Annotated in this window: 16 protein-coding genes; 13 read left to right on the top strand and 3 right to left on the bottom strand. The window is 61.8% G+C overall.

The window, feature by feature from the left end:
* Positions 1-109: 109 nt before the first annotated feature.
* The 4 genes from AC3WWH_RS30810 (at position 110) to AC3WWH_RS30795 (ending at position 5,113) form a co-directional block, all read left to right on the top strand.
* Positions 110-844: a hypothetical protein gene (locus AC3WWH_RS30810; protein ID WP_058324666.1), complete on the top strand. Its 735-nt coding sequence runs from the start codon at positions 110-112 to the stop codon at positions 842-844.
* A 65-nt stretch (positions 845-909) separates the two neighbouring features.
* Positions 910-1,677 (top strand): EAL domain-containing protein, encoded by a 768-nt coding sequence (locus AC3WWH_RS30805; RefSeq protein WP_058324667.1) that lies wholly within the window; start codon positions 910-912, stop codon positions 1,675-1,677.
* Positions 1,678-1,895: 218 nt separating this feature from the next.
* Positions 1,896-3,131: an HlyD family secretion protein gene (locus AC3WWH_RS30800; RefSeq protein WP_058324668.1), complete on the top strand. Its 1,236-nt coding sequence runs from the start codon at positions 1,896-1,898 to the stop codon at positions 3,129-3,131.
* Positions 3,113-5,113, top strand: a complete 2,001-nt coding sequence (locus tag AC3WWH_RS30795) for a glycosyltransferase (RefSeq protein WP_058324669.1) — start codon at positions 3,113-3,115, stop codon at positions 5,111-5,113. Before AC3WWH_RS30800 ends, AC3WWH_RS30795 begins: the two co-directional genes overlap by 19 nt.
* A gap of 600 nt (positions 5,114-5,713) precedes the next feature.
* On the opposite strand, the gene AC3WWH_RS30790 is transcribed toward AC3WWH_RS30795, so the two are convergent.
* The gene (locus AC3WWH_RS30790; RefSeq protein WP_058324670.1) at positions 5,714-6,646 is read right to left on the bottom strand and encodes a LysR family transcriptional regulator; all 933 of its coding nucleotides are present in this window, start codon (positions 6,644-6,646) and stop codon (positions 5,714-5,716) included.
* Positions 6,647-6,737: 91 nt separating this feature from the next.
* Here AC3WWH_RS30790 and speB point away from each other — a divergent pair, with 91 nt between their 5' ends.
* The 5 genes from speB to betA all read left to right on the top strand — a co-directional run bounded on the left by speB (position 6,738) and on the right by betA (position 12,724).
* Positions 6,738-7,715, top strand: a complete 978-nt coding sequence (speB, locus tag AC3WWH_RS30785) for an agmatinase (protein WP_058324671.1) — start codon at positions 6,738-6,740, stop codon at positions 7,713-7,715.
* Between the two features lie 56 nt (positions 7,716-7,771).
* The gene (locus AC3WWH_RS30780; protein ID WP_058324672.1) at positions 7,772-9,280 is read left to right on the top strand and encodes an aldehyde dehydrogenase family protein; all 1,509 of its coding nucleotides are present in this window, start codon (positions 7,772-7,774) and stop codon (positions 9,278-9,280) included.
* Positions 9,281-9,389: 109 nt separating this feature from the next.
* Complete coding sequence (locus tag AC3WWH_RS30775) at positions 9,390-9,557, top strand: hypothetical protein (protein WP_113399746.1); 168 nt, start codon at positions 9,390-9,392, stop codon at positions 9,555-9,557.
* Position 9,558: 1 nt separating this feature from the next.
* A complete protein-coding gene (locus AC3WWH_RS30770) occupies positions 9,559-11,022 on the top strand; it encodes a cytosine permease (protein ID WP_058324673.1) in 1,464 nt (487 codons plus the stop codon).
* Between the two features lie 16 nt (positions 11,023-11,038).
* Positions 11,039-12,724 (top strand): choline dehydrogenase, encoded by a 1,686-nt coding sequence (betA, locus tag AC3WWH_RS30765; RefSeq protein WP_058324674.1) that lies wholly within the window; start codon positions 11,039-11,041, stop codon positions 12,722-12,724.
* 374 nt (positions 12,725-13,098) lie between these two features.
* On the opposite strand, the gene AC3WWH_RS30760 is transcribed toward betA, so the two are convergent.
* Complete coding sequence (locus AC3WWH_RS30760) at positions 13,099-13,956, bottom strand: LysR family transcriptional regulator (RefSeq protein ID WP_058324676.1); 858 nt, start codon at positions 13,954-13,956, stop codon at positions 13,099-13,101.
* A 92-nt stretch (positions 13,957-14,048) separates the two neighbouring features.
* Here AC3WWH_RS30760 and AC3WWH_RS30755 point away from each other — a divergent pair, with 92 nt between their 5' ends.
* From AC3WWH_RS30755 to AC3WWH_RS30740, 4 genes are all read left to right on the top strand, one after another.
* A complete protein-coding gene (locus AC3WWH_RS30755) occupies positions 14,049-14,834 on the top strand; it encodes an SDR family oxidoreductase (RefSeq protein ID WP_058324677.1) in 786 nt (261 codons plus the stop codon).
* A gap of 15 nt (positions 14,835-14,849) precedes the next feature.
* Positions 14,850-15,557, top strand: coding sequence for a ribonuclease activity regulator RraA (locus tag AC3WWH_RS30750; protein ID WP_058324678.1), 708 nt, complete (start codon positions 14,850-14,852; stop codon positions 15,555-15,557).
* On the top strand, positions 15,554-16,480 hold the full coding sequence (locus tag AC3WWH_RS30745) for a dihydrodipicolinate synthase family protein (protein WP_058324679.1): 927 nt from the start codon (positions 15,554-15,556) through the stop codon (positions 16,478-16,480). Before AC3WWH_RS30750 ends, AC3WWH_RS30745 begins: the two co-directional genes overlap by 4 nt.
* A gap of 171 nt (positions 16,481-16,651) precedes the next feature.
* Positions 16,652-16,774 carry a hypothetical protein gene (locus AC3WWH_RS30740; RefSeq protein ID WP_256436675.1) on the top strand — a complete coding sequence of 41 codons (123 nt, stop codon included), beginning with the start codon at positions 16,652-16,654 and terminating at the stop codon, positions 16,772-16,774.
* A 127-nt stretch (positions 16,775-16,901) separates the two neighbouring features.
* Here AC3WWH_RS30740 and AC3WWH_RS30735 read toward each other — a convergent pair.
* A partial coding sequence (locus AC3WWH_RS30735) for an aldehyde dehydrogenase family protein (protein WP_492377444.1) occupies positions 16,902-17,276 on the bottom strand: 375 nt, incomplete at its 5' end.

The raw sequence follows: 17,276 nt of genomic DNA, 5'->3' as shown, positions 1-17,276 counted from the left end.
GGGGCCAATGGCGCCGTGTCCGGGGCGCAGATATCGTCCGTTCATCAATGATCGTTCGCCTGAGTCCGCGAAAGGACAGTGAACAGCAAGTTGGAATAAGGAGATTCTCATGGCCATGACGAGACTGATCGCGCGAAGCATCATGACACTGACACTGGCAATCGCGCCGGTTGCTGGCGGTAACTTGGGGCTGAACGGTTTCGCCTATGCCAAGGGCGGCAACGGCGGCGACCATGGTGGCGGAAACGGTAGTGACCATGGTGGCGGCCACGGCAGTGATCGTGGTGGCAGTTCCGGCCACGGCAAGTCCGATAATGCGCGTGGAAGCAAGGACACGAAGGGAAACAAGTCCGGCGAGAAATCGCATAAGAAGACCCATACATCAAACGGCAAGGAAAAAGCGTCCAAGCCGGCGAGGGCCGAGAAGGTCGTCAAATCGGCGCCGGTGGAGTTGGAGCCGGTTGTTGAACCGGTAACGCCGGGGAATGCGCCGGGCTTTCGTTCGCTCAACCGGAATTACCACGCTTACCTCAATTCGAACGATCCGAAGATGGCCGGGGTTCGGGCCTATGCGATCGCCTATGCCGAGTTTGAGGCTGAAAACGGTGAGGATGCCATCCCCACGGACCCGGCGCTGAGTGACGAAGCGCTGCGTGATGCGCTTGCCAGCTTCACCAAGGACGGTGTGGTGACTGACGACATGGTCGACGAAGCCAAGGAGATACTCGGCGTTGGCCCTGCGGTCGGCAAGATCGACGAAATCCGCGAGACGCTGCCGCCGTCGACGGTGGATGAGACGGACCCGGAAGTAGAAACGGATCCGGAAGTAGAAAGCGCCCAGTAAAACAAAAACAGGCGGCCGGCTCCGGCGATGTTGTCGGGCCGGTTGCCAAACCAGGCGGAGTTCGAATGTTTGATCGTGTCGCGGAAGTCTTCGACCAGGCAATGAAACAGGGACGTGTCGGCTTTTCGCTTCAACACATCAATTCAGTCGCCGACGTCGGCCGCGTCCTTTACTCCGAATGCCTGGGAAGGCTCGTCAAACCCGATGGCGAGATCATGGCAGCCAGCGAGTTCATCGGCTATCTGGAGGCGGCAGGCCGTGTTGCCGCGCTTGACAGGCATATGCTCGCCCTCGCTTTCGACTGGCTCGCGTGCCAGCCATCCGGCGTCCTCGGGTGCAACATTTCAGTCGAAAGTATTTCCGACGAACGCAACAGAGCGCTTCTCTTCGATCTGCTGTCTGCAAATACGAGGTTTTCATCGCGGCTTGTGCTCGAGTTGACGGAAAGTCTGCCCGTATCGGGACTTCCAATAGCCGGCCGGTTTCTGCAAAGTGTGCAGGCGCTTGGTTACAGGATTGCCGTCGACGACTTTGGCACAGGGTTCTCGACACCCGAAGCGCTTTTGTCGCTGCCCGTCGACATCGTGAAGATCGACGGATTCTTTTTGCGTCTGGGTCGTGACGACGCGGAGCGCTTTCTCTCGCACATGGTCGGCCTCGCATCCTGTGTCGCCCCGGTCGTGGTCATTGAAGGCGTCGAAACCTATGCGCAGTTTGAAGCCGCGCAGGCCGCGGGAGCAACACATGTTCAAGGGTTTCTGCTCTCCGAACCTACGCTCACTCCGCTATTTGGCGGAGAAGTGCACGATCACTCAAATATGATGCTTTGCTGAGAGAAAGAGGGGCCCGCGGACGCCCGCGCCTCTGTCTGAAATCGACGCCACACACGGCGGTAGCCCGTCCGAATCTTCCGAAAATGAGACAATCTTCAGCTGCAAAACATACAATTTTGAGGGTTGTTCATCTCGTCATCTCACCGGAAGTTAACCCGGCGGTGGGAGCATGTCGCTAGCCCCGTCGTCGTTGTCAACGGTAGTGAGTGGGATTGCGCATGCAGCTCCTGAACCATCGCGTCACACGCATTGTCGTTGGGATCCTGCTTCTGGCACTTGCCATTGTCGTGCTCTTGCCGGGGCTCACGGGCTTTACCAGCCTTGATGGCACGGTCAACGCTCGCTTTGCAGTGATCAACGCGCCGATCGATGGCGAGATTGAGCAGGCACCACCCCGGATCGGCACCCCGGTGGCCGCCAGCGAGACGCTTCTGACGATCCGCAATGATCGGGTCAATCGGGCGATCCTTGCTTCGCTGCAGGCGGAAGGAAAGACCGCTGTTGATCGCGTTGCGGCGCTCGAGCGGGAACGGGACGAACTTGTCGCGTTGCGCACCCAACTCGCCGATCGGCTCGAGAATTTCAAGAACGCCACCATTGCAAGTCTGGAACGCGAGCTTCGCATCCTGCAGAAGCGGGTCGAGGTATCGCGCGCCCAGGACTTCGTCGCCAAGGTAGACCTCGACCGACGGCAGGAGTTGGAGTCGAAAGGGATATTTACGCGCAAAATGGTGGAGTCGGCCGCAGCCGCGGGCGCCGCCACGGGCGGTGAGGTCGAGATCAGCAATCTGTCGCTCGAACTGCTCGAACAACGACTGACGGCGCTTCGTCAGGGGATATTCATCGTGGGCGATGGTCAAAACGATGTACCCTATTCCCGCCAGCGCCAGGACGAGGTGATCGTTCGCATAAACGATATCAACACCCGCATAGTCGAAAACAGCACGCGCGCCGACCAGATAGACCATCAATTGGTCGAGGAAGAGAAGCGCGTTCGCAGTCTCGAATTGGCGGCGATCTCTTCGCCATTCAGCGGCGTGGTGTGGACCCGGAACGTCGTCAACGGTTCCAATGTCATCTTGAACAACGAGCTGCTGCGTATCCTCGATTGCCGCGAGCTTTTCGTCGATATCCTCGTTCCCGAAGTCGATTACGACGAAATCTATCCGGGTCGCGAAGCGGAGGTTCGGCTCCTCGGTCGGAGCGAAGTCTTCAAGGGGAAAGTGCAGGCAGTCAAAGGCTCTTCAGCCGTTGTCGAGAAGGACAATCTAGCTGCCAAGGAGCCGGAGGCCGAGGAGCGCGATGCCAGGATCCGCGTTCAACTCATACCCTCAGCGCTCAACACCGATTTCGACAATTTTTGCCAGGTGGGGCGGACCGCCCAGGTACGCATCTCCAGGCACAATCTGCAACTGACGCAGTGGATCAAAGGCTTGTGGTTCAACCTCTTTTAGCGCTCGCGCCCACATTGCTGGTTATCGCCTTCTTCCTGCTTGGGCCATCCAACTGGTCACGGCATCAAAGCTGGGCGCGCACGATCACCTGTGCCGTCGTTGGCGCTGTCGCACTGCGCTATATGGTCTGGCGTCTTTTCGAGACCGTTCTTCCCTATCCAGCCGATGGCGCGAACGCGTGGTGGGTTTGGGTTGTCTTCATCATCGAGCTCCTTGCCTTCACCGAGGTCGTTCTTTTCCTCATTTTGATGAGCCGTTACGTTGACCGGAGTTCCGAAGCGGACCGCTTGGGAAAGACGTTCTTCGCTCGCGAACAACAGGATCTGCCTACAGTCGACGTTTTTATTCCGACCTACAATGAACCGCTCGATGTCTTGGAGCGGACGATCGTCGGGGCGTTGGCACTCGACTATCCGAAAGACAAGTTCAAGGTCTATGTCCTCGATGACGGCCGGCGTGATTGGCTGAAGTCCTTCTGCGCAGAGCGAGGCGCGGTCCACTTGACGCGAACGGACAATGCGCACGCGAAAGCCGGAAACATGAACAACGGGCTCCGCGCGAGTTCGGGCGACTTCATTGCCATTTTCGATGCCGACTTCGTTCCATATCGCCATTTTCTCAAGCGTACCTTGCCGTTCTTCTCGGACGAGGAGATCGGGATCGTCCAGACGCCGCAGCATTTCTTCAATGTCGATCCGGTCCAGTCAAACCTGGGTCTGGAGAACATCTGGCCGGACGAACAGCGCCTCTTTTTCGACGAGATCGCTCCGAGCCGCGACGTCTGGGACGTCAGCTTCTGCTGTGGGTCGTGCTCGATCGCCCGCCGCAAGGCAGTCGATGCGATTGGCGGCTTCCCGACGGAGTCGATCACCGAAGATTTGTTGACGACACTGTCGATGCTGAACAAAGGCTACAAGACCCGTTACTTGAACGAGCGCCTGTCGATGGGGTTGGCAGCCGAGAACCTGACGGGCTATTTCGTCCAGCGTGAGCGCTGGTGCCAGGGCGGCATCCAGACGCTCTATCTCCACAACGGCCCCTTGCGCGGACCGGGCTTGTCGTTGTTCCAGCGGATCATGTTTCTTCCCATGTCCTGGCTCGTGCAGTACGTCGTGCGCCTGATCGTCCTGATGGTGCCGATCGCCTATCTCTGGTTCGGCGCCTTGCCGTTGCACTTCACCGGCGTTGCCGACTATGTCTCTAACCAGCTTCCCGTTCTGGCGGCCTATTTCCTGTTGATGCTGTGGATCACCCCGACGCGCTACCTCCCTGTAGTTTCCAGCGCCGTCGGGACGTTCGCAACCTTTCGCATGCTGCCGACGGTCGTTTCCAGCCTCGTACGGCCATTCGGCAAGCCGTTCAAGGTGACCCCGAAAGGCACCGGTAACGAGGCCAACGCCTTCGATGCCTACACGTTCTCTTGGATCGCGGCCTTCATCACTGCAACAGCACTGGGGCTCTTGATCAACATCGTTCCGGAAACCGCGCGGGTACACGGCTCGTTCTCGGCGATTGGGGCTCTCTGGTCGGGGATCAACATCGTCGTCCTTGTCATCGCTTCTCTCATCTGCTTTGAGAAACCGTGTCGCCTTTTCCAGGCTTTTAGGCTCGATGAGCCCGCCAATGTCGACGGCACGCCGGGGCGCGTGGTCAGCCTCTCACTCGACAAGGCGGTGGTCGCCGTTCCGACTGAAGTGCGTTTCCAGTCCACACAGGTGACGCTCAGACTTGATGGCTTCGAGCCGCTACACGCAGATCTCAGGCAAGTGACGCAGCGGCGCGGCGACATCTCGCGCGCCGGAGACAAGAGGCGCTTCTACCTTCACCTTCACTACGAACTCAGCGGCAAAGAGCGCGACCAGATGATCGTCAAGCTCTATACCGGGCGCTACTCCCGAGACGTCCCCGACATCGACAAGATCGCTGTTTCGGTGAACCTGCTGCTGCGCGCCTTCGGACGCACACGCACCGTCTCCCAATAGCAAACGGTCCTCGAGGATCACATTTCCCGGTTCAAGGCATCACGATGCGCGTTGCCACCTCGCGGCTGCCAGCGCGCTCGCTTTTGCACCGGACGCCCTGCGCGCTGGGAAGTGGTGCACCGCTTCCTTGTGCAGGTTCTTCAGTGCGGGGACGTCTGGTTCGCGCCGACGGAGGAGATCGCACCGCATGTGCGCACGGCCGTCGACAAGGGACGGTGGTCGCCGCGGATCGACCGGCTGCCCTACTACGCCGAGCCCGTTCGGGTTCGGTAGGGCAGGGAGCGGAAAATGCTGCGCGGCATCGGCTACGTGGTTGCAGATCGGGGCGATAGGGACGTGAGCAGTGAAACTGCGGTCTGCCTTGAGTTTTCCGGCTGGGCAGGGCGCATGCTGCACCGCTTTGCACCATGCCTGCCCTCAGCGATGCGGCGGTTGCGGCACCTCGACCGGCCCTAGATCATTTCTTTGTTTCATCGAAACACTGAAATGATCCAACTCGTTGAAACAGCGCAATTCCGGGCGGAAAACGGTTTCACGCTTTTCCTGGAATTGTCCCAGGACTGAGCCGTCTGGCCCCGGTTCCGGGGCCAGCGGAAAACATCAGTGCGGCTTTCGCACGCTCTCGGTGATCGCCTCTGCCAGGGTTTCGGCCGCGCGTGAAGGCTTGTTGCGGGGATAGGCGATATGGAACATATCCTCGAAGGTCATGCGCTCGGGGGCAAGGACCCTGAGGCGGCCGGTGCGCACCCATTCGTCTGCATAGTGATCGGGCAGGAAGCCGATATAAGCGCCGGAAAGCAGAAGCAACAGTGTGCCCTCCATATGCGGCGTTGCGGCGGCCCAAGTGAAGTTCACGCCGCAGATCGTCTCGTTGAGCATATAGGTGCGGCCGGCAAAGGACTGGGATGCCAGCACCGCGTCGGTGAGCTCTTCGTCGGGGCGGGCAAAGAGCTGGTGGCGCTCGGCGCAATAGAGCTTCTGGACTTCGGAAAACACCGGCTGGCTGCGGACATGCGGCGTGACGCTGCCGACCGATGGCATGAGCACGACCTGATAGGAGCCGTTCAGTAGCCCTTGATGCAGCACCTGCGGTGCTGCGACATCGATTTCCAGATGCACGCGCGGCGCTTTTGCATGGAAGCTGGCGAGCGCGCCCTGAAGGTCGAGTTCGCGATTGGTGATCATCGCATCGACGGTGCCGAAGCTGAGATTGCCGGAAAGCTCACCCTGCGCCTCGCCGATGCGGCTCTGGAATTTCTCCAGCGAGCCGAAGAGTTCGAGCGCCGCGTCATAGACGAGCCGCCCTTCCTCGGTTAGCTGGAAGCCGCTGCGGCCGCGGGTGCACAGGCGCAAGGCCAGCCGCTGTTCCAGATTGCGCATATGGGTGGAGATTGTCGCCTGCGTCATGCCGAGCGCTGACTGCGCGGCGGAAAAGCCGCCGTGCTGCACGACTGAAGCAAAGACGCGCAGCAGCCGGAGCTCGGCATCGCCGAGCGATAGGTTGAGAACGCGGTGGCGAACCTTGTTGATCATTGCATTGATTAAGTCACAACTAAACATCCAATCATAGATATTTTTAAGCGTATCGACCTTCCGCACACTCCTTCACCTGTGGAGGAGACACATGACCAGCAATTCCTATGAAACCGGACGACTGAACCTGCCGTTTGTCGGCATCTGCACCTTCGGCAAATATCCCTACCAGCCGGACTGGGACGCGATCGACGCCGACGTGGCGATCCTCGGCGCTCCGTTCGACTGCGGCACCCAGTGGCGTGCCGGCACCCGCTTCGGCCCGCGCTCGATCCGCGAAGCCTCCACCCTGTTCTCCTTCGGCCATGGCGGCGCCTACGATCACGAGGACGACGTCACGTATCTTCCGAGCGGCGCGGTCTCGATCGTCGATATCGGCGATGCCGATATCGTCCACACTGACACGATGAAGAGCCACGCCAATATCGAGTTCGGCGTGCGCAAGATCCTCCAAGCCGGCGCACTGCCGGTGGTGCTCGGCGGCGATCATTCCATCAACATCCCCTGCGTCAACGCCTTTGCCGACGATTGCGAGAAGAACGGTCCGATCCACATCGTGCAGATCGACGCCCATCTCGATTTCGTCGACGAGCGCCATGGCGTGCGCTACGGCCACGGCAACCCGATGCGCCGCGCGGCGGAAAAGCCCTATGTCAGCGGCCTGTCGCAGCTCGGCATCCGCAACGTCTCCTCCACCGCCAAGGAAGGCTATGAGGATGCCCGCAAGATGGGCTCCGATATTCTCTCCGTTCGCCAGATCCGGGCGCTCGGCATAGAGGGCGTGGTGGACCGCATCCCCTCCGGTGCGCGCTATTACGTCACCATCGACATCGACGGCTTCGATCCGTCGATCGCGCCGGGCACCGGCACGCCATCGCATGGCGGCTTCATCTATTACGAGGTGCTGGAGATCCTGGCGGCGCTCACCAAGCGCGGGAACATTGTCGGCATCGATCTGGTCGAGGTCGCCCCCGACTACGACCACACCGGAGGCACCTCCATTCTGGCCGCGCAGGTTCTCATGAACCTCATCGGCCGCGTCATGCATGCAAGAGCCGAAAAACGCTGAGCAAAGACCCCGGGAAGGGCCGGCTCGCCAGCGGCGGCCGACGAGGAGGAAGAGACATGGACGAAAGCGTCCGCAATTATCTGGATCAATACGGCGTCAGCGATGCGACGCGGCGGTTTCTGGCCAAGCCCCAGAAGATGTTCATCGGCGGCGCCTGGGTCGACAGCGGCAATGGCGCGACCTTCGACATTTTCGAGCCCTCCACCGGCGGCCTGATCACCCGCGCGCCCTCGGGCACTACGGACGATCTCGACCGGGCCGTCCGCGCTGCCCGCGCCCAGTTCGATGGCGGCGCATGGCGTCTCCTCAAGCCGCTCGAGCGCGAACGGCTGCTGCATCGCCTTGCCGATCTCATCGAAACCCATGCCGACGAACTGGCGGAAATCGAAGCCATCGACATGGGCAAGTCGGTGACCTTCGCCCGCGAGATCGATATCCAGGGCACGGTCGATACGTTCCGCTATTTCGCCGGCTGGCCGACAAAGCTGCACGGCCGCACCGTCGAGCCGTCCATCCCCGGCAATTATCTCGCTTATACCCGTAAGGAACCGCTCGGCGTCGTTGCCGCCATCGTGCCGTGGAACTTTCCGCTGCAGACCATGGCGTGGAAGCTCGCGGCTGCCCTTGCTGTCGGCTGCACCGTCATCGTCAAGCCGGCGGAACTCACCTCGCTATCCACCCTGCGCTTTGCAGAACTGGTGCAGGAGGCCGGCATTCCCGATGGCGTGATCAATATCGTCACGGGCCGGGGCAGTGTCATCGGCGCGGCCATGTCGACCCATCCGGGCATCGACAAGGTCACCTTTACCGGCTCGACGCCGGTCGGGCAGGAGGTCGGCCGCACGGCGGTCGGCAATCTGAAGCACGTCACGCTGGAACTCGGCGGCAAATCACCGGTGCTGGTGCTCGATGATGCCGATCTGGCAAGTGCTGCCCGCGCAGTGGCAAACGGCGTGTTCTTCAATTCCGGCCAGGTCTGCGATGCCGGCACCCGCGTCTATGTCCAGCGATCGGTCCATGACGCCTTCCTCGAAGAGCTGGTCGCTGTCACCCGCACGCTGAAGCTCGCGCCAGGCCTCGACCGCGATTGCTACATCGGCCCTATGGTCTCGGCGCAGCAGAAGAAGGTCGTTTCCGGCTATATCGAGGCCGGCCGCCGCGAAGGCGCGGAGTTGATCCATGGCGGCGGCTGTCCCGACCGACCGGGCCATTTCATCGAACCGGCGATCTTTGCCTATTGCAAGCCGGAGATGAGCATCGTGCGCGAAGAGATTTTTGGGCCCGTGCTGGTCACCAGCCCCTTCGACACGCTGGAGGACGCGGTTTCGCTGGCGAACGACACGCCGTTCGGCCTTGCCGCCGCGATCTACTCGAACGATCTCGCGCGCGTGCACACGCTTATCCCGCGCCTGCATGCGGGCTCCGTCTACGTCAATGCCCACAGCACGATCGATCCCTCCATGCCCTTCGGCGGCTTCAAGGCCTCGGGCTTCGGCAAGGACCTGGGGCCGGAGCAACTCGACTACCTCATGGAGACCAAGGCGGTGTGGATCACATTGCCGTAAACCTTGCGGCCGCCGCCCATGGGCGGCCGCTTCGCACCACCGGCGGCTGATGGAGCCGCCTTTCATCGCAGAAAGACGCCGAAGGCGCGACGCGATTGGGGAACCAAAAATGGAAAACGATATCGCCTGGCAGTACGAACTGGGACGACGCGCCCGCATCTATGAAGACATCGAGGCGGGTCACCGCTTCGAAAGCACGATGACCGCCCTCGATTATGCCGGCATGACCGTGCTGACGCTCGTGCTGGTCCTCGGCTCCTGGTTCTGGGGGGCATGAGATGACCGAACACGTCGCCAATGGCGGGCTTGCCGCCGCAGAAATCCAACGGGAGGAAGCTTCCGCCAACCGTGCCGCCGCCGAACGCGGCGATGCACCGCTTCTGCCCTCGGAACGGCTCTGGGGCTTCTGGGAATTCACCTACGCCAATTCGGCGCTTGCCATTGCCACCTGGGCTTTCCTGATCGGCGGCTCCGTCGGTCTTTTCGTCGGACCGAAGGAGGGCATTGCCGCCATCATCATCGGCAATATCGTCGGTGTCATGCTGACGGCACTCGCCACCACGCCGCTTTCCGGCCGCTACGGCATCGAGCAGTTCGTCGCGCTGCGCAGCCAGTTCGGTTATAACGGCAGCCGCGTCGTCTATGTGCTGGCCGTCGTGGTGCTCACCATGGGCTGGCTTGCGGTGCTGGCCATGATGTTCGGCCGCTCGATCGACGGGTTGACGGCGCTGAGCTCCGGCGAGGCCGCCAACCCGACCGGCATCAAGATGATCATCGCCGCCGTCGGCGCTATCCTCGTTACCTGGTTCATCGTCGCCAAGGGGCCGACCTCGATCAAGTTCTTCAACATGGTCGTCTCGCCCGCGCTGGTGATCCTGATGATCGTGATGCTCTACCTCATTCTCCAGCACCGCTCCTTCTCCGAGCTGCTGGCGATGCCGGCGCTTTCCCCGCCGTTTGAGGATAATACGCTCAACTTCATTATCGCTATCGAAGTGAACCTTGCCGCCGGCTTCTCCTGGTGGCCCTATATCGGAAATCTCGCCCGCCTCACCAAGAACGAACGCACCGCCTTTTGGCCGAACATCCTCGGCATCTTCGGCGCCGCAGCACTCGGCGAAATTGTCGGCCTGCTCGCAGCCGTCGCACTCGGCGACAGCGACCCGACGATCTGGATGACCAAGATCGCCGGGCCCGTCATCGGCATCATCGCACTGCTCTTCGTCGCCTTCGCCAACATGACCTCGATGGCCAACATCCTTTACACCTCCATCGTCGGTCTGCGGCAGGTGGGCACGGCCTCGGTGCGGGCCATCTCCTGGGGGGCGATCCTCTTCCTGTTCTGCGTCATCCCGCTCGGCCTCGTGGTCTTCTATCCGCAGATGTATGACGGCTTCTTCATCTTCCTCGTCTGGACCTCGGCGCTCAATTCCGCGCTCGCCGGCATCGGTATCGCTGACTACTTCTTCCTGCGCGGGCAGAAGCTCGACATGCGCAGCCTACACGGTCCGCAGGAAAACGGTCCCTACCGTTTCTGGGGCGGCTTCAATCCCATCGGCCTCTTTGCACTTGCCGTCGGTTTCGCGGTCTACGTGCTCGTCTTCAATCCGCAGACGCTCGCAAGCCTGCCGGCCTTCAAGTACCTCACCGCCTCCGTGCCTTCCTGCCTTGCAGCCGGCGCGGTCCACTATGCCCTGACCCGGCTTTTCGCCCGCGGGCGTGGCTGGGGCCTCTATCCGTAATATCGGGATGACCGCCATGAGCGATACCTTCGACTACATCATCATCGGCGCCGGATCGGCCGGCTGCGTGCTCGCCAACCGGCTTTCGGAAGACCCGGCCGTAAAAGTCCTGGTCCTCGAATACGGCGGCAGCGACAAGTCGATCTTCATCCAGATGCCGACGGCGCTGTCCATCCCGATGAACGGCACGAAGTACAACTGGAAATACATGACCCTACCGGAGCCCGGCCTCGACGGCCGCCGGGTCCACTGCCCGCGTGGAAAGGTCATCGGCGGTTCCTCCTCGATCAACGGGCTTGTCTACATGCGCGGCCATGCCCGCGACTTCGACGAGTGGGAGGAGTTGGGCGCGCGCGGCTGGCGCTATGCCAATTGCCTGCCCTATTTCCAGCGCGCCGAAAGCTGGCAGGACGGGGGCGACGCCTATCGCGGCGCCGCCGGCCCGCTTGCTACAAATGCCGGCAACAGGATGCAGAACCCGCTCTACCGGGCCTTCGTCGATGCCGGCCGCGAGGCGGGCTATATCACGACGAAAGACCCGAACGGCCATATGCAGGAGGGCTTCGGGCCGATGCACATGACCGTCAAGGACGGCGTGCGCTGGTCGACGGCCAATGCCTATCTCAAGCCGGCGATGGGCCGGCCGAACCTCACGGTCGTCACCCACGCCATGACGCGGCGCGTGCTGCTCGAGGGAAAACGCGCCGTCGGCGTCGAATACGAGTTGGGTGGGGAACACATCGTGGCGAAAGCGAGCCGCGAAGTGCTGATTTCGTCCGGCCCGATCGGCTCGCCGCACCTCCTGCAACGCTCCGGCATCGGCCCGGCTGCGGTGCTGCAAAAGGCGGGCGTCGAGGTGCTGCACGATCTGCCGGGCGTCGGCGAGAATCTGCAGGACCACTCCGAGGTCTACATCCAGTATGCCTGCAAGGAGCCGATCACACTCAACGGCAAGATGGGGCTTTTGAGCAAAGCCCTGATCGGTGCGGAATGGCTACTCTTCAAGAAGGGGCTTTCGGTCTCCAACCATTTCGAGAGCGGCGGCTTCATTCGTTCCGACGCCTCCCTCCAGTGGCCGGATATCCAGTTCCACTTTCTGCCGGCCGCCATGCGCTATGACGGCAAGAAGCCGCTCGACGGTCACGGTTTCATGGTGTTGACGGGGCCGAACAAGCCGAAGAGCCGCGGTTATGTGCGGCTGCGCTCGCCGGAGGCGCACGAGCAGCCGGATATCCTCTTCAACTATCTCGACCGCGAGGAGGACCGCGAAGGTTTTCGGCGCTGCCTGCGGCTCACCCGCGAAATCATCGCCCAACCCACCTTCGACCGCTTCCGCGGCGAGGAGATTGCGCCCGGCAAGGATGTGCGCAGCAATGACGAGATCGACGCCTGGGTGCGCGAGACCATGGAAAGCACCTACCACCCCTGCGGATCCTGCCGTATGGGCGAAGACGAGATGGCCGTCGTCGACAGCGAACTCCGGGTGCGTGGCATCGGTGGCCTCCGGGTCATCGACAGCTCCGTCTTCCCGGCGGAGCCGAACGCCAACCTCAACGCGCCGACGATCATGCTCGCCGAGCGTGGCTCAGACATGGTGCGCGGCAAACCGCTGCTTGCTGCCTCCAATGCGGAGATCGGCACGGCTCCCGGCGTCGGCGTCACCCAGCGCAGCGGCAAGCCGCTGCGTGCCTTGCGGCACTGAGGCGGCCGCGATGTTGCGGGGGATCGGCTATGTGGTTGCCCGGCGGGATCTGGACGGTCCCGAGGAGCCGCGCGGTTGGTCGCTCTTCATAGAGGCGCTTTTTCGCGGGCTCCTGGCCCGTTTTGCCGGCTGGTCGCTTGGGGCACGACGGCAGCAGCCTCAAGGCCGGGAAAGCGCCTCGGCAAAGCGGCCGGGATAGGACCGCATGCACTCTGCGGGCACGAGCGAGGTCAGCGTGCCAAGGCATGACGACGGCGAAAGCGGCCGTCGATTGTTGGTGTACACGCGCCCATCGCCGGGTCAGCTTCGAGCCATCGTGGTGCGCGTAAAGACCAGAATGAGGACGGGCCGGGCGGTCGGAAGTCCGGTCCGCTCTATAACCGGATGGCATCGAGAATGGCCTGTATCAGTCGGGCTGATGGCACGTTGCGAGGTCTGAGCAGGCCGATCTCGCGGCACGGTGCATTGCGTAACGGAAGCCGCGCGACGCGCAGGTTGTCGAAGAGGGACGAACGCCAGTCGGGCATAAGCGATACACCCAGCCCGGCTTCAACCATCACCGAAATGGCTTCGAGCGAGTCGAGTTCCAGCCACTCGCGAGGAAGATACCGCTGGGATTGAAGATAGGTGTCTGCCAGGCGGCCACCCCAATTGCTTCTGTCGTATCGGATGAACGGTTGCTCGCGAAGCAAGCGGTCGGCGGGGATGTTCGCAAGGTCGGGCGGCGCCAGAAGGACGAACGGTTCCGATCGGATCAACTCCCAGTGCAAAGTCTTGGGTATGGGGAAGGGTGGCTTGACGAGGATTGCCGCGTCGATCTTTTCCTCCAGGACGCTGTTATAGAGTTCTGCCGACGTGCCCGGCAGCAGGAAGATGTCGACGCCCGGCATCGTGTCGAACACCCTTCGCAACGCATTCGGAAGCAGGCCCGTCAGTGCCGTCGAGATGGCACCAAGCCTCAGTTCTCCGAATGCCTGGTCGTCGTGTGCCAGTCCTTTCAACTGTCTGACTTCCGATAGAACGCGTCGGCTCTTTTCCAGGATCGCGACGCCCGCTTCGGTTGGCTTCACCCGTCGGCCTGATCGCGCGAGAAGGGGCAGCCCGATCTCGTCTTCCAACACCTGGATACGTTGCGCGACCGCCGCCGGCGTCACGCCCAGGCGGCGCGACGCTTCAGCCAGAGAGCCGTGTTGAACGACGGCCAGGAAGGTTTCGAGAAAGCGGGTTTCCATCGATACTTTTACTATCGTCTGAACGAATAAAAAGGAAGGTTTTTCTCTTGTTTGTGCGTTGCCATAGTGACCCGGAAACAAAGGAGGAAGAGGTGGATCTACATTTGAACGGCAAGACGGCGCTTGTCTTCGGCGCCGGCGGTGGACTTGGCGGCGCAATCGCAAGGTCGCTTGCGGCCGAAGATGTTTCCGTCGTCGGCGCCGACATCCACGAGGAAAGCGCCAAGGCGACCGCGGACGCAATCAAGGCCGAGGGTGGCAAAGCCATTCCGCTCACCTGGGATATTGGCGACCTGTCCCTGGTTGGTCAGAAGCTCGACGCCATAAGCAAGGCGTTTGGCCCGGTCGACATCCTGGTCAACAACACCGGCGGCCCGCCGCCGACGCCGGCCGCGGGCCAATCGCCCGACGATTGGTCGAAATATTTCGACCTCATGGTTCGCTCGGTGATCGCGGTCACCGATGCCGTTCTGCCGACGATGCGCGAGCGCAAATGGGGACGCATCATCACCTCCACGTCTTCCGGCGTCGTCGCACCGATTGCAAATCTCGGGATATCGAACAGCCTGCGCCTCGCGCTTGTGGGCTGGTCAAAAACGTTGGCGCGCGAGGTCGGGCGCGATGGCATCACCGCAAACATCGTGTTGCCAGGACGCATCGCCACCGGGCGCATCGTGTTTCTGGACGAGCAGAAGGCGAAGCGTGAGAACAGGCCGGTGGCCGACGTCACCGCCGAAAGTACCGGGTCCATTCCGGTCGGGCGCTATGGCGACCCGAAGGAATACGGCGACACCGTCACCTTCCTCGCCAGCCCCCGCGCATCCTACATCACCGGCTCCGTCGTCCGTGTTGATGGCGGTCTGATCAACAGCATCTGATCGAGCGGGATCCTCATGTCACTTGAACCTCAAGCCGTCGAAACCCTGAAGGACGTGTCCACCGCAACGCTCACGACGGTTCTCCTGAAAAAGGGACTTCGCAATGTCTGGATGCGCGGCACCAAGCCGCTGAAATCCGGCCAGGGTCGGGTTGTCGGCAAGGCTTTTACGCTGCGCTTCATCCCTGCCCGGGAGGACCTCTCCACGCCTGCGAGCTGGGCATCGCCGATCTCCACCCGGGCAGCGATCGAGGCGATGCCGGAGGGCTGTGTCGCGGTCGTCGACGCGATGGGCATCGGCGATGCCGGCATCTTCGGCGACATCCTGTGTGCCCGGATGGCGAAACGCAACGTTGCCGGCCTCGTCACCGACGGCGTGATGCGCGACGCCGAGGGTGTGCTGGCGAGCGGCATGAAGGTGTGGTGCAATGGCATCGCAGCACCGCCGTCGGTCGCAGGGCTGACCTTTGTCGGATGGCAGGAGCCGATCAACTGCGGCGGCGTTGCCGTGCTTCCGGACGACATTGTCGTCGTCGATGACGACGGTGCAGTCCTCATCCCGGCAGCGCTTCTCGACGAGGTGCTCGCCGAAGCGCCCGAACAGGAGCGCATGGAGGCCTGGATCATGAGTGAAGTCGATCGGGGCGTGCCGCTTCCCGGTCTTTACCCAATGAATGCAGAAACGAAGGCCCGGTATGAGGCCTGGAAGGACAGCCAGAAATGACGTTCAGCACGCAATCCAAGGGCGTCTACGCCATCGCAACCACCCCGTTCTTCGAGGAAGGCTCGATTGATTTCAATTCGATCGACAAGCTGACGGACTTTTATCAGGAGAGCGGCTGCACCGGCGTCACGATCCTCGGGATCATGGGCGAGGCCCCGAAGCTCGAGCCGGAGGAAAGCAGAGCCATCGTCAAGCGCGTGGTCTCCCGGTCCAAAATTCCGGTGATCGTCGGGGTTTCCGCTCCAGGGTTCGCCAGCATGCGCTCGTTGGCGCGTCACTCGATGGACATGGGTGCCGCTGGCGTGATGATCGCTCCGCCTCCCGCCCTGCGCACCGATGACCAGATCGTCAACTATTTCGCAGGCGCGGTGGAAGCTGTCGGCGAGGATGTGCCGTGGGTTCTCCAGGACTATCCGCTGACCCTTACGGTCGTCATGACGCCTGGCGTGATTGCGAAGATCATGACCAACCACACGTCCTGCCTGATGCTGAAACACGAGGACTGGCCAGGCCTTGAAAAGATATCGAAGCTGCGCGCCCTGCAGAAGGCGGGAGAGCTTCGCGATTTTTCCGTGCTCTGCGGCAATGGAGGCATGTTCCTCGACTTCGAGCCGGAACGAGGCGCCGACGGCGCCATGACCGGCTATGGCTTCCCGGACATGCTCACCGAACTGATGCGATTGTTTGCGGCTGGAAAGAGGGATGAAGCGCACGATCTCTTCGATGCGCACCTGCCTTTGATCCGTTACGAGCAACAGCTAGGCATCGGCCTTGCCGTTCGCAAGCACGTTTTGAAACGCCGCGGCGTCATCGCCTCCGACGCCCAACGCAAGCCGGCCCAGATGCTGACCCCGACAGCGCGCGCAGAAGTCGACTATCTGCTTGCTCGCGTTGCAAGGCATGACAAGCGCGCTGCCCTCTAGTCAGTTCGATCTCCCTGAGCCCGTTCGTAGCTGATCAAGAGCCGCGGACGGGCCTACAAAGTCATCCGTCGTATCTGCGCCTCGTCGTCGCGATCTGTGCTGAGGCTCGCGAGGATGATACTTTGGCTTTGGCGATTGTCGAATACACCTGTTGAAGAACGAGGTTTGACGATGCAGGGCCAGGAAACCTTCCTTGATAGGATTTTGCGTATCGGCGTGATCGTTGCGGTCGCGCTCCTGCTTGCGGCGATCCAGTATGTGGTGTCGTCGCGCTCCCTCTATGCCGTCCTCTGAGAGCGTATCTGATCGCCAGACTTGATGACCCGCGTGTTAGCGGTTGCTGCGTCTGTTCGGATCATTGGAATTGCCCCGCCGTTCAACACGTTAATCGCCAGTCGAACGGCGGGGTGAATGCTCACATCTACGCCGACGTGTAGGCCGTCTTGACTGTTGTGTAGAATTCGGCGGCGTAGCGGCCCTGCTCGCGCGAGCCGTGGGACGAGCCCTTGCGGCCGCCGAACGGCACATGGAAATCGACGCCGGCCGTCGGCAGGTTGACCATCACCATGCCGGCCTCGGCATTGCGCTTGAAATGGGTCGCACGCTTGAGGCTGGTGGTGGCGATGCCCGACGACAGGCCGAAGGGCGTGTCGTTGGCGACGGTGAGCGCCTCGTCATAGTCCTTCACCCGGATCACCGAAGCGACCGGCCCGAAGATTTCTTCGCGCGAAATCCGCATCTGATTGGTCGCCTCGGTGAACAGCGCTGGCTGCAGGTAGAAGCCGGGCGTGTCGCG

It is taken from the genome of Ensifer sp. EB106-03-01-XG145 (genome assembly GCF_058792075.1).
The sequence above is the reverse complement of the archived record's forward strand: the minus strand, read 5'-3'. Positions and strand labels throughout refer to the sequence as shown.

Coding starts and splice junctions, on each gene's coding strand:
- AC3WWH_RS30740 (WP_256436675.1), top strand. CDS start 16,652: ATGCAGGGCCAGGAAACCTTCCTTGATAGGATTTTGCGTATCGGCGTG.
- AC3WWH_RS30805 (WP_058324667.1), top strand. CDS start 910: ATGTTTGATCGTGTCGCGGAAGTCTTCGACCAGGCAATGAAACAGGGA.
- AC3WWH_RS30745 (WP_058324679.1), top strand. CDS start 15,554: ATGACGTTCAGCACGCAATCCAAGGGCGTCTACGCCATCGCAACCACC.
- AC3WWH_RS30790 (WP_058324670.1), bottom strand. CDS start 6,646: ATGATCAACAAGGTTCGCCACCGCGTTCTCAACCTATCGCTCGGCGAT.
- AC3WWH_RS30760 (WP_058324676.1), bottom strand. CDS start 13,956: ATGGAAACCCGCTTTCTCGAAACCTTCCTGGCCGTCGTTCAACACGGC.
- betA (WP_058324674.1), top strand. CDS start 11,039: ATGAGCGATACCTTCGACTACATCATCATCGGCGCCGGATCGGCCGGC.
- AC3WWH_RS30770 (WP_058324673.1), top strand. CDS start 9,559: ATGACCGAACACGTCGCCAATGGCGGGCTTGCCGCCGCAGAAATCCAA.
- AC3WWH_RS30750 (WP_058324678.1), top strand. CDS start 14,850: ATGTCACTTGAACCTCAAGCCGTCGAAACCCTGAAGGACGTGTCCACC.
- AC3WWH_RS30775 (WP_113399746.1), top strand. CDS start 9,390: ATGGAAAACGATATCGCCTGGCAGTACGAACTGGGACGACGCGCCCGC.
- AC3WWH_RS30800 (WP_058324668.1), top strand. CDS start 1,896: ATGCAGCTCCTGAACCATCGCGTCACACGCATTGTCGTTGGGATCCTG.
- AC3WWH_RS30810 (WP_058324666.1), top strand. CDS start 110: ATGGCCATGACGAGACTGATCGCGCGAAGCATCATGACACTGACACTG.
- AC3WWH_RS30780 (WP_058324672.1), top strand. CDS start 7,772: ATGGACGAAAGCGTCCGCAATTATCTGGATCAATACGGCGTCAGCGAT.
- speB (WP_058324671.1), top strand. CDS start 6,738: ATGACCAGCAATTCCTATGAAACCGGACGACTGAACCTGCCGTTTGTC.